Source organism: Exiguobacterium artemiae, assembly GCF_033342815.1.
Taxonomy (GTDB): domain Bacteria; phylum Bacillota; class Bacilli; order Exiguobacteriales; family Exiguobacteriaceae; genus Exiguobacterium_A; species Exiguobacterium_A artemiae_A.
Window position 1 is genome coordinate 242,359 of record NZ_JAWPEN010000002.1, and the last position, 12,269, is coordinate 254,627.

Here is a 12,269-nt window from a genome sequence, read left to right on the forward strand (position 1 = left end):
TTGAAGGAGGGCTGGCGACAGTCCTCCTTTTTTAAAGGAGTGAATCGAATGGAAATTGGTTTTATCATCACAATTTTTTTGATTGGATTTGTTGGATCCTATATTTCAGGAATGCTCGGAATCGGTGGCTCAATCATCAAGTATCCGATGCTGTTATACATTCCGCCAATCCTCGGATTTGCCGCCTTTTCGGCCCATGAAGTAGCCGGAATCAGTGCGATTCAAGTTTTTTTCGCGACTATCGGTGGGGTTTGGGCGTATCGAAAGGGCGGTTACTTGAATAAGTCATTGATTGTCACGATGGGTGGTGCCATTCTGATCGGAAGTTTTATTGGTGCCTACGGATCGAATGTGCTCGCGGAAAATACAATCAATCTCGTTTACGGTATTCTCGCTTTGACGGCAGCTGTCATGATGTTCGTACCGAAAAAAGGACTGGATGACATTCCGCTCGATCAAGTTCGTTTCAATAAAGGGATTGCAGCGAGTGCCGCATTTATCGTTGGTGTGGGGGCAGGAATTGTTGGGGCGGCGGGAGCCTTCTTGCTTGTTCCAATCATGCTCGTCGTCTTAAAAATCCCGACCCGGATGACAATTGCTTCGTCGCTCGCGATTACGTTTATCTCGTCAATCGGTGCAACGATCGGAAAAATTACAACAGGGCAGGTCGACTGGGGACCGGCAGCCATCATGGTTATCGCCAGTCTGATTGCGGCACCGCTTGGCGCAATTGCCGGAAAAAAGATGAATACAAAAGTTCTGCAAATCATTCTTGCGGTTTTAATCTTAGCGACAGCCATTAAAATTTGGATTGATATCTTGTAAAAGAACATCAAAGGGCTGACTCAAAAAAGAATCACTCGTTCTTTCACGCCCTTTCCTCAGGCGAGACACAAGCCAGTTTTCCTGCCTCGTTCAGGCAGGAAAGCGGGGCTCGTTTGTCTCTGACAGCGCAAGTCGTCTTGCGCTTTTTCCTGTAGGAGTAGCGTAAAAAGAGTGATTCTTTTCTTTAGAGAGACTGACTTTTGAGTCAGGCTCTTTTTTTGAGGAGTTACAGACGACTCTTTTCAATGACATCAACCAGTTGTCGTTCGACATCAAGTGCGACTTGTTTTAACTCATCTTCTTTGACCAGACCAATCAGTGCCGTTGGGCGCGGCATGCCGATTTTCGTTTGTCCATCTTCCGTATAGACAGCGAGTTTACACGGTAAGAAGTAGCCGGCCCGTCGTTCAGCCGATAAGACACGGTGGGCTTCTTTCGGATTGCAGACTTCGAGGATGTGGTATCGGTCTTCAAACGGTAACTCTTTTTCAGCGAACTTTTTCGCTAAATCAAACTCCCATAAGACTCCGAACGAAATCTCGGCAAGTGCTGTCTTCAGACGTTCAATCGTTTCTTCCGTTGAATGGTTGGAACTGACAGTGTAATCAAACATAAATACCCCTCCTGGTGTTTTTGGATTCTTTTATGTTATTCCCTGTCTAAAAAAGATAAATCCCCTTTTTAATGTGCTGAGTAAAAGCAGACCGGGCGACAAACTGTGGGAAATCAAGGTACATTAGAAAAAAGACATCCGTCAGGCAACGGGGGACGTAAGCTTAAAAAAGGAGGCGGAGGGAGATGAAAAAACGAATGTTGACGATTCTTTCAGTCGTAGCATTGATTGCCATTATGATTGGCGGCTACTTTATCTTTCAGCAGCAACAGGCAAAATCAAGCGGCAGTAAAGAGCTGACATATGTTAAAGAAGAAACAGCCATTCTTGCAGGTGGTTGCTTCTGGTGTATGGAGCCGCCGTTTGAAGAGTTAAAAGGGGTTAAGTCAGTGGTTTCCGGTTATACCGGCGGAGAAGTGAAAGATCCGACGTATAACCAAGTATCGGCGGAGACGACCGGTCACCGGGAAGCGGTCCTGATTACGTTTGATCCTGATGTTATTTCGTATAAACAACTGCTGGATGTGTACTGGCGTCAAATCGATCCGACCGATCCGAACGGTCAATTTGTTGATCAGGGTGAGTCGTATACGACAGCGATTTTCTACACGAATGCGGAACAAAAACAGATTGCGGACCAATCGAAGAAGGATTTGGCTGCGAGCGGTATCTTTGATAAAAAAATTGTCACACCGTTGATTGAAGCCGGTCCGTTTTATGAGGCGGAAGCGTATCATCAAGATTATTACTTGAAGAGTGAAAAGAAATATAAATTCTACCGGGCAGCGTCCGGACGTGATGAGTTCATCAATCAATATTGGAATGATCAGCCAAAACTGGATATACCGAAGTATTCGAAATTAACCGACGATCAAATCAAAGCGAAATTGACGGATATTCAGTATAAAGTCACCCAGGAAGATGGAACGGAGCCTGCTTTTGATAATCCGTACCATGATTTAAAAGCAGACGGGATTTATGTCGATTTGATTTCCGGTGAGCCGTTATTTTCATCAAAAGATAAATTCGATTCGAAAACTGGTTGGCCGAGCTTCATCCGACCGTTAGAAAAAGGAAACATCATTGAAAAAAGCGACTTTGCTTTAGGCATGAAGCGGATGGAAGTCAGAAGCCGGCACGGAAATGCCCACCTTGGACATGTCTTTAACGATGGTCCCGAGCCGACCGGTTTACGTTACTGCATGAACTCAGCTGCTTTACGGTTCGTTCCGAAAGCCGATCTTGAAAAAGAAGGTTACGGTCAGTATGCTTCTGAATTTAAATAATCAGCTAAAAGGGATTTTTCACTTTTGTGAAAAGTCCCTTTTTCTTTCGAAAATGTAAGGTAGCCGCTTCGAAAATAACTATCCATTTTATCCAAATATTGTTTATACTATAAACAATGTAAGATCATATCTTGAGGAGGAACATCGTGAAAAAGTTAACGATTTGGCTCATGCTGAGCTGTTTGATTCTGACACTCGGAATCGGACCATCAGCTGTGAAAACGGCAGCGGCAAGTGAATTGTCGGAAGCGGTCTTATTAAAAGCAGGACAGGAAACAGTTCTTGAAACCGGAGTAGAGAAAAAGAATACATACTGGTATAAGGTCGAACATCAGGCCGGAATTGAAAAAACGGCGACACACTTTGAGTTATCAATTGATACGGATCAGCCGATTGAAATAACGGCTTACCCGAGTGAAGAGATGGCTTCGAAGGATGAGACCTTTGACCGTTACCGCGGATATGCGGAACCAAGCGACAAAGACGTCACAAAACTGGCGGTTCCTTATGCCTGGGACGGACCGTACTACGTTAAAGTCGATTATTATCCAGAGACGGAAGAAGTTAAAACGGTCAAACCAGCAAACGTCAAGTTGACATACAACAATGTCAAACTGGCAGTCGAATACGAGCCGATCAGTGATATGAGCTGTATGGCGGAAGAAGCACTCAAACAATCATCAGATGAAAAACCAATGCTTGCCTTGATGCATGCGATTCAAAAACAAGTATTGAGCCAATCGGAACAAGGACGCAACTTAACTTCGTTGTACTACAAAGCCTCGCCGTACGTCGTTAAAACATTGTTGTTCAACAAGGACAAACGGACACAAGCTTATGAAGATTTAAAATCACTGAAGCCGGTGATGAGTGCACTTGTCAACGGGACAGCGTACACATTGACAAAAACCGATCAAGCAGCTGTCAATCGCTTATACGCATTGACACGTGACGCTTCACCGGAAGTCATTGCAACGGAAATCAATCAAGTCGCAAAAACGGCGAACATTGAAAGCATCGGCGGTTCAGATTTAACAGAAGCGTTTAAACCGTTTGGTATTCAGGTGAAATCAGAAGCGAAAACACGGTTCATCGTTAAATTGAAACCGGGGCATACCGAGCGGACGATGAAAATCGCTGGGACACAAGCAACAGACGTTGAGAAGTTATCGCTTGGAAGAACAGGTCAGTTTATCATCGTCACGGAAGATCCGACAGTTAAAAGTCAGTCGGCAGCAGTCCTGAAACAATCGTTGAAAAAATCAAGTGCTGTTGAATATGTCGAACAAGTCCAGACATACCGCGCAACAGGAGATATCAACTACGACTACCAATGGTCGCTCAATCAAAAATCGAGCGTCGAACAGTTCCCAGATGCGGGAATCGGATTCGAAAAATTCTTGAAAAATAATGCCGGTCAAAAGTTAAATCCTGTGACGATTGCAGTTATCGATACAGGGGTCGATTACCGCCTCAAGGATTTGCAAGGAAAAGTTGATATTGCCCAGGAAAAGAACTACGTTGATGTGAACGGAAACGGAAATGCACTTGACGATAACGGTCACGGAACGCACGTCTCCGGTGTCATCGCAGCGGCGCTCGAAAATGATTACGGAATTCGCGGTATCCATCAGTCAGCGAAGATTCTTCCCGTCAAGGTGTTGAACGCCAACGGTGAAGGAGAAACAGATGCCATCGCACTCGGAATCAAATATGCGGTCGATCACGGTGCGAAAATCATCAACATGAGTCTTGGCGGCGGCGAAAGCCGGACGATGGCTTATATGATGAAGTATGCGGCAGATCACGGTGTAACGGTCGTCGCAGCGTCAGGTAACGAATATGATATGTCTGTCGGCTTCCCAGCCAGCTCAGAGTATGCGATTTCCGTCGGAGCGACAAACCCGCTCGGTATGGTCGCTGATTACTCGAACTACGGCATCGGACTTGATGTCGTCGCACCAGGTTCAAAAATCGCAAGTCTTGTTCCGGACGGTAATACCGTTTATATGGATGGAACAAGCATGGCGTCACCGCACGTCGCGGCAGTCGCAGGAATCCTTGCATCACTCGATTCGAAGTTAACACCAAAACAAATTGAAACGATCTTACGGACAAGCGCAGAACCGCTTGCCTTTGAAAATCCAAATGATTGGTACGATGAAGACGAAGATATGGAAGATGAGTATCCACCGGGATATGAAAAAGAAATGACACCGGACTTCCCAGCTTTCGTCAGCCCGGTATCGGGATACGGAAAAGTCAATATCACGCGTGCCATCTCTCAACTGCACTTAAACGGTAAAGTCAATCCGGTTTATGACAATCAGCTTGTTGTCAGCGGGCAAGTCAAAACCGGTACAACAGTAGAGGTTTGGTCGACGAAGAAATTGACAGATACAAAGGATACGTCTAAACGATTAGCGAAGACAACGGCAAAAGCCGGTAAATACAGTGTGACGATTCCGCGTCAGGAAAAAGCATCTGTTTTGACAATCCGTTATGCAAATGGTCTTGACGTGACATCGGAACGGACGGAAGTCTTGCCAGGAAAAGCACCGGTTGCCCCGAAAGTAAACCGCGTGTTGGCTGGAGCAACGAAAGTAACCGGTACAGCGATTGCGAACGGTAAGATTACGATTAAAGATGCGAAAAACAAAGTAGTCGGAACAGCGGTCGTCGACAGCAAAGGGAAGTTTACGGTTAAAGTTAAAGCACTGCAACCAAATACCCGTCTTGCCGTCACGGTCAAAGACATTGCCAATCGTTCAAGTAAAGCGACTGTTGTTACGGTCCTTGCTCCGCCAGTTGCACCAAAAGTGAATCCGGTAACAGCCGGTCAAACGAAAGTAACCGGTACAGGTGAGAAAAAAGCGCATGTCTATATTCAAAACGCAAAGAAAAAAGTCAACGCTAAAGGAACAGTCACTTCTAAAGGAACGTTCTCTGTGAAGATTGCGAAACAAAAAGCAGGAGCGAAACTGTATGTTTATCTTAAAAATGACTTGAAACAAACGAGTACTAAAACAGCAGTTGTCGTCAAAAAAGCGAAGAAATAAGTCTTGAAAGTAGCCTTTTTCGGGTAAAACGAAAAAGGCTGCTTTTTTTTTGAGGGGTTGTCTTACTTTTAAAGTATTTTTTTGAAAATATGCTATTTTTAATTGATTCTATTATTTTTTAGAAAAGCATCATTCCAATCGGATGATGAGGAGGATATTTCATGATTAATTGGATTCGGAGACGAATCGGACGGCAATTATTGGCAGTATTTTATGTCTTACTGTTTTTGGTTTCGATGATTTCATTTTTGGTTTACGGTTACATGGAAAATCGAATCGAATCATCACGCGATAACTTAGAAGTCATTAGCGAACAAAATCGTCGCGCAGATCATTTATGGGATAGCTGGCAGAACGTCCAGTTTGGTTTGCGGGGATTTGTCATTTTCGGTAACCAGGAACGTTTTGATGAAATCCAGGAGTTGCGGACCGAAATTAAAAGCGAAACGGATTGGTTTACCCGTAAAGCCAAAACGGATGAAGAAGAAGAGTTCGCTGCTCAAATGACGAATATGTATAACTTGTATTATGGCGCCTTGTTTCCTTTGACCCAATCGTATGTGAATGAGAAAAAAGCGAACAAAATCAATGAAGATTTTTTACAAGGTGATAGTTTGTTCTCTTTACCGATTGCCAAACGCTTGGTGGAACAAGGTCAACTAAAGCAGACGGCCGACGGTTCGATTGATGTCGAACCGGATATCGAAAAAGCTTCTTCGGCATTAAATGAATACCGCGACAATTTACAACAACAGCAGGATACGGCTGTTGCCAATTTGCGAAGCGAAGTTGCGAAGACAAAGTGGATCTGGATTTCGAGTATCTTTGTCCTGATTATCTTTATTTTGCTGTTTGTGCATCCTTTCCTGAAACGAATGACGAAACAGTTATTGCGCCTGATTGAGGATAATCGAAAGCTGTCGCGAAACGAACCGATTGAGATAGATATCCTAGAAGAACGGACAGATGAGATTGGGATGTTGCGTTCCTCGTTTAATCAGATGGCAATCACGACCAATCTGCATAAAGAAGAGATGCAGAATAAAAATGAAGAATTACAGGCGCAGAGTGAAGAATTATTGGCTCAACAAGAAGAATTGCAATCGCAACAAGAAGAACTCGAAGAAGCGTATCAGACAACGAAACAAAATGAAGAGAAGCTGAAGATGCGCAGCGAATTAACGGAAGCACTTGCTGTCCGTGAAACGGTTGAATCGTACCCGGCGATTGTTCAAAAAATGCTTGATATTACGTCGTCCGAGTATGGCGCTTTATTATTGTATGACAATGGTGTATATATCGGTGCGACGACAAACGGCATGAAGATACAACAGGTTCAGTCCTTGCTGGATGATGAGAAGTCCTTATTGAACCGGATGCGGTTAGGGACAAAAGTCGTTCAGTCAGAAAAACGGGTTTCGCGGACAAACGACACACCATACAGTTTCAGTATGTATGAAGTTGCCTTGCCGATTTATGATCCATCGACACATCAGTTGATGGCTGCCGTCTACATGGTTCGTTATCAGTCTCCATATCAATCACAACAGGTGGCGGATATGCGTGAGTTCTCGCAACAGATGACTTTATCCCTGTTACGGACGCGTTCATATGACGAGATGAAACAAGAAAAACAAAAGACCGAGCAGGTACTCGACTCAATTCGAGAAGCGATTATCTATCTGGAAGACGGAAATGATGAATTATACGTCAACCGTCCATTGTTCGAGCTGATACCAGAATTGCAATCCGAATTTACGAGGGACCGGACTTTATCGTCAGCCAGTTATGTGATTGAAGTGATGCGTAATATCGTCGATGATGTCGAACGATTTAACGATTACTTGGACTTGATACGTTCCGGGGAAGTGTCTCCGGATAAAGTTCAATTTGATGTCCGTGGTAATTCAGCACATCTTGAAGTATATGCCGAACGAATCGATATTGAAGGTGGTTGGAAAGGGGTCATCCTCGTCATCCGTGATATTACCCGGGAAACAGAAGCGGATCGTCTGAAGACAGAACTCGTTTCGACAGTGTCTCACGAATTGCGGACTCCGCTGTCTTCGATTTACGGATTTACGGAATTGATGCTCAATCGGGAGATTGATGCAATGAAACAACGGAAATATTTATCGACGATTCATAATGAAACAGAACGGTTGTCGAATTTAGTAACCGATTTCCTCGATGTTCAACGGATGCAATCCGGTGGACAACGTTATCAAATGGCTCACCTGGATTTATATTCGATTGTCGATCAAGTGATTGGTGTCTATAATGCGTCAAATGGTCTTCACGATATTCAGCTTCACTTGTTGAGTGTAGAACGACCGGCGATTATTGGGGACGAAACACGGATCAAGCAGTTGCTGAACAATTTAGTCAACAACGCCATCAAGTATTCACCGGATGGTGGACAGGTTGACATTACAGTCAGCACGGATCAAAAAAATGCAACAATTCAGATTACCGATCACGGTATCGGGATTCCGCAATATGCCTTTGCCCATCTGTTTGATAAATTTTACCGTGTGGATAATTCAGATACACGGCGAATCGGGGGTACGGGACTTGGTCTCTCGATTTGTAAGGAAATCGTCAAAGAACATGACGGTGTGATTCATGTCGAATCGACTGTTGGAAAGGGAAGTACCTTTACGGTTGCCCTGCCATTGCACGCACTGGAAAATGTCTAATCCAAACAGGTATCGGATTGCTTCGGCAACCGGTGCCTGTTTTGGTTTTACAATAATTTTTCAATCAGTTAGAAAAAATACAAGACGTTCAGTGAATATTTAAATATAATGAAAAGATAGTTAAAAAACAGCAGGATTTGCCGATAATTATATAGGACAAACGAACTAGGACAAAGGAAAGGACGTGAACGATGTATAAACTAATCTATACGATCATCGGCGGATGGGTTCTGACTCACTCGTTATGGTTAGGAATCATCGGTACGTCATCGGACCTTTCGAGAACAGGGAACAGCTTGTTCATGATTCTTGGTGCTGTTGTCTCGACGATCATGTTGATTATAGCTACGCGACGTCATCCGGATCGTCCTTTCACCCAACGCCTGTTTTTACTCCTCTTATTCGGAAATATGTCTTTAGCGATTGGTGAAACAGCAGAGCTGATTACAGCGCAACGACATTTGGAACGTTCCGGAACGTTTGACGGAATCGACTTAGTATTCAGTCTGCAAATCGGATTTTATTTGCTGGCTTTTTGTTATTTTTTAATCAGTCGCCGTTCAGAAGTCAATCTGCGGTTTTTCTTATTTGATGAATTAATTATTTTGATTGTGACAGGTGCGATTTCCTGGCATTATCTTGTCACTCCGTACTTGGAACAGGCTGAACTGTTCAGCATGGAGACACTGTTGTTACTTCGTTATCCGTTAGGTGATTTATTGTTACTCGGTGGAATGCTGATTCTGTTCTTTGGTGTGATGAAACGAGGAAACAGTATCCCGCTATTGATGATTTTAATTGGTTTTCACCTGCAATTGATTGCGGATTTATTATATGTCGTTTTGTATCGAACCGATTTTCCGGTTTCCGTAATGTGGCTCGATCCGATTTGGCTTGCGACTGTCTTATTGATTGGCGGAGCGGGCATGTTGTTTGATGTCGATGAACGGCCGCTTGGATTTAACGTTAACCGGCGGATTCTCGACGGGATTCGTCTCGTAACACCGTATGTTTTCCTGTTGATTTTGTTTGTGACGATGGCACGTCAGGCCGTCAGTTGGAATGGATTGACGATTGGTCTAATGATTGCGGTTCCTTTACTGATTTCAAGACAGGTTCGGATCGTAATGGACAATCAGCGGTTGCGGGAAAATCTTGAGGCGAAAGTCGAAGAACGGACGGCAGCACTGGAACAGGCACTGGAAGAGATGGAACATATGGCGTATCATGACGCGCTGACCAACTTACCGAACCGGTATTTGTTTGCCCGCCTGTTTAAAGAAGAATTACGCCGGGCGGAGGTTCATCAACGGTTTGTCGGTCTGTTTTTCATTGATATTGATCATTTTAAACAGGTCAATGATACATACGGCCATCAAATCGGGGATCAGTTGATCATCGATATCGCGAGCCGTCTCGAAAAAAAATTACCGCACAATACAGTCATCTCACGACAAGGCGGAGATGAGTTTGTTTTGCTGTTGTTTGACGTTAAAGACGAATTGGACATCGAAGCGTGCGGTCAACAGCTCGTTCAGTTATTCGAACGACCGTTCATTCTTCAGGACACGCCGGTCTTCATGACGGCAAGTATTGGCGGTGCGGTTTATCCGACGCATGCCACTTCCCGGACGGCCCTCATTGAACAAGCAGATATTGCGATGTACGAGGCAAAACGACGCGGGAAAAATCAATTTCATGTGGAAGTCTGAATCAAGTAAAGAGTCCCCGACAACTGTCGGGGACTCTTTTTGACTCATTTCATCTTACCCAGTAATTTCTCCAAAGCAGCCGGACTGGTCACCTGCTCATTACAATGGTCACTGTCGATACAAATGTAGTTTCCGATTGCCCGGTATTGATCAGCGGATGGATTCGTCCGGGCGGAGACGAGAGTGACATCACTGTATTGATTGCAGATGGTACAGATGCCTTTTTGAATCGTCGGCAGATATGTTCCTTCGATTCCGACCCATTCTCCGTTCAATGGATAGACGAAGAATTTCTTTTTATTCCCGGTATCGTTCCAACTTAAATAGGTTGTCTTAAGAAAATCGATCGAGTGAAGGGGCGGGTGTCGTAACTTCTTCGTTTTTCGGAACAGTTGTTGCAGTTGGATCTCGGTAATCGACGGGAAGGACCGGACGACTGGTTGGATATCCTCAAGATACAAAGCGGAATCCGCCTCAGTTTGAACGGTCCGAACTCTCATTAACAACTCCTCCTGTTCAGCAGTCAAAACAGGAAGCAGATCAAAGATTTTTTTGGCGGCACTGTAGACGACAGCGTCCCGGACGTCCGGGTCATGGACAGCGCCCAACTGTTGAATCATCGAGTCGACTTGACTGCGGATGAAATTATACTGAAATGGTTGAATGAAAGGTTCCATAATATATCGCTCCTTTGTAATTCTTTATTCACGAAATCAGTTTCAGCGAAACGGCATTTTTTTGTTTTCTTCATGTAACACCCGGGAAATAAATACCTGAGGAGGTGTACAGGAATGCAAGCATTGACCGGACTTCGCCTGTTAAATTTAATCAGCTTTTTATTTGTCCTTTTAGCACGTGTCGTCTGGTATGAACCGCCGACGGGAGAGCCTCTTGCCATCATGCCGGCATCATTTACAGATGCGGTGTTTGGTGTTGTCTATACGACTTTGCTGATTTGGTGTATCCGGCCTGTGCAAGCGTACCCGGCTGACCGGACATTAATTTTTGATATCAGCGGCTGGTTTATATTGACGATGCTCGGATACGGAGCGAGCAGTATCGTCGGTCCTCCGTGGGAACTTGTATTAATGACAATTTCGTTTATCAGTTTATGTATCATCTATATGAAAGTACAACATCATCCGAACCGTTCCCCCTGGATGCGTTCTCCATTTTCCGTATTTCTCGCCTGGTCGAGCATCCAGATGTTAATCTTACCATTTCGTATTTTGCGTGACTTCCGGTTTGAAGATTTGTTTGGACTGACGACATCGGAGTGGGTGACGATCATGTTGATTTTATTTGCCTGTGGCATCGTATTTTTTATTTTCGTCCACACCGATTGGGTATTCGGTCTCGTCATGATTTGGTATTACGTCGGTCTGTTCTTTAACGGACGGTTGACGGACTTTCAGCAAGGGGTGGCGGTCTTTAGTGTGATTGCCGTTCTGGCAGCGGTCATTCTTGTCTTTCGGAAACGGGACCGGCTGTTTGCCGAAGAAAAAAGACCCGTTTCATAAGAAAGCGGCAGTTGGTGTCATTGCTTTTGGTTTTTTGGGGTATATGCCTTATAGAAGTATAAAAGGGGGAAATGACCAATGGGGAAAAAGCAGTTGATCGGAACATATGAGAATGAGACGGATTTGATTCGTCAGATTGAAGATTTACACTTTGCCGGATACCTGGAAGAAGATTTATATATCGTCTTGCAGGATAAAACCGATATGGCGATGTTACGCGGTCAATCGGCAGCCCAGCTGGTTTCGGGAAAACGGACTTTATTTGAACGGTTTACAGGGAAGCCGGTGACGGATGAAGAGACCCGTGAAGCGTTTGAATCCCTAGGACTGGCTGAAGGCGACATGGAACGGCATGTGGCGAGCGTCAAACACGGGGCTTACGTTCTGCTGGCGGATGAAGAAGGCGCAAGACGTCCTAAACCGGAGCCCCAAAGTATTTTAGAGAGTGAACCGGAAGGCATCGAGGCCGAGCGGAAGCTTGACCACGAAAACCGGGCACTTGAGAACGAAAACGACCGGATGTTGTAATCGTGCCAGAGTGGAAAGGGTGAACGA

The 12,269-nt window shown here is 44.6% G+C and carries 9 protein-coding genes; 7 read left to right on the forward strand and 2 right to left on the reverse strand.

The genetic code is table 11. The features are described from left to right. The first annotated feature begins 48 nt into the window (after positions 1 to 48). Complete coding sequence (locus R7V76_RS03795; protein ID WP_318091330.1) at positions 49 to 825, forward strand: sulfite exporter TauE/SafE family protein; 777 nt, start codon at positions 49 to 51, stop codon at positions 823 to 825. 226 nt (positions 826 to 1,051) lie between these two features. Here R7V76_RS03795 and R7V76_RS03800 read toward each other — a convergent pair whose 3' ends face one another. Continuing rightward, positions 1,052 to 1,438 (reverse strand): DUF302 domain-containing protein, encoded by a 387-nt coding sequence (locus R7V76_RS03800; protein WP_318091331.1) that lies wholly within the window; start codon positions 1,436 to 1,438, stop codon positions 1,052 to 1,054. A gap of 185 nt (positions 1,439 to 1,623) precedes the next feature. Between R7V76_RS03800 and msrB the strand changes: the two genes are divergently transcribed. The 4 genes from msrB to R7V76_RS03820 all read left to right on the forward strand — a co-directional run bounded on the left by msrB (position 1,624) and on the right by R7V76_RS03820 (position 10,194). After that, a complete protein-coding gene (gene msrB / locus R7V76_RS03805; protein ID WP_318091332.1) occupies positions 1,624 to 2,724 on the forward strand; it encodes a peptide-methionine (R)-S-oxide reductase MsrB in 1,101 nt (366 codons plus the stop codon). A 146-nt stretch (positions 2,725 to 2,870) separates the two neighbouring features. Continuing rightward, positions 2,871 to 5,783, forward strand: coding sequence for a S8 family peptidase (locus tag R7V76_RS03810; RefSeq protein WP_318091333.1), 2,913 nt, complete (start codon positions 2,871 to 2,873; stop codon positions 5,781 to 5,783). 161 nt (positions 5,784 to 5,944) lie between these two features. Beyond that, a complete protein-coding gene (locus R7V76_RS03815) occupies positions 5,945 to 8,482 on the forward strand; it encodes an ATP-binding protein (protein WP_318091334.1) in 2,538 nt (845 codons plus the stop codon). Positions 8,483 to 8,673: 191 nt separating this feature from the next. Then, on the forward strand, positions 8,674 to 10,194 hold the full coding sequence (locus R7V76_RS03820; protein ID WP_318091335.1) for a GGDEF domain-containing protein: 1,521 nt from the start codon (positions 8,674 to 8,676) through the stop codon (positions 10,192 to 10,194). 44 nt (positions 10,195 to 10,238) lie between these two features. On the opposite strand, the gene R7V76_RS03825 is transcribed toward R7V76_RS03820, so the two are convergent. Further along, a complete protein-coding gene (locus R7V76_RS03825; RefSeq protein WP_318091336.1) occupies positions 10,239 to 10,871 on the reverse strand; it encodes a FusB/FusC family EF-G-binding protein in 633 nt (210 codons plus the stop codon). Positions 10,872 to 10,985: 114 nt separating this feature from the next. Here R7V76_RS03825 and R7V76_RS03830 point away from each other — a divergent pair, with 114 nt between their 5' ends. Beyond that, positions 10,986 to 11,714: a hypothetical protein gene (locus tag R7V76_RS03830; protein ID WP_318091337.1), complete on the forward strand. Its 729-nt coding sequence runs from the start codon at positions 10,986 to 10,988 to the stop codon at positions 11,712 to 11,714. A 78-nt stretch (positions 11,715 to 11,792) separates the two neighbouring features. After that, on the forward strand, positions 11,793 to 12,242 hold the full coding sequence (locus R7V76_RS03835; RefSeq protein ID WP_318091338.1) for a general stress protein: 450 nt from the start codon (positions 11,793 to 11,795) through the stop codon (positions 12,240 to 12,242). Positions 12,243 to 12,269 lie beyond the last annotated feature (27 nt).

Coding starts and splice junctions, on each gene's coding strand:
- R7V76_RS03795 (WP_318091330.1), top strand. CDS start 49: ATGGAAATTGGTTTTATCATCACAATTTTTTTGATTGGATTTGTTGGA.
- R7V76_RS03800 (WP_318091331.1), bottom strand. CDS start 1,438: ATGTTTGATTACACTGTCAGTTCCAACCATTCAACGGAAGAAACGATT.
- msrB (WP_318091332.1), top strand. CDS start 1,624: ATGAAAAAACGAATGTTGACGATTCTTTCAGTCGTAGCATTGATTGCC.
- R7V76_RS03815 (WP_318091334.1), top strand. CDS start 5,945: ATGATTAATTGGATTCGGAGACGAATCGGACGGCAATTATTGGCAGTA.
- R7V76_RS03820 (WP_318091335.1), top strand. CDS start 8,674: ATGTATAAACTAATCTATACGATCATCGGCGGATGGGTTCTGACTCAC.
- R7V76_RS03825 (WP_318091336.1), bottom strand. CDS start 10,871: ATGGAACCTTTCATTCAACCATTTCAGTATAATTTCATCCGCAGTCAA.
- R7V76_RS03830 (WP_318091337.1), top strand. CDS start 10,986: ATGCAAGCATTGACCGGACTTCGCCTGTTAAATTTAATCAGCTTTTTA.
- R7V76_RS03835 (WP_318091338.1), top strand. CDS start 11,793: ATGGGGAAAAAGCAGTTGATCGGAACATATGAGAATGAGACGGATTTG.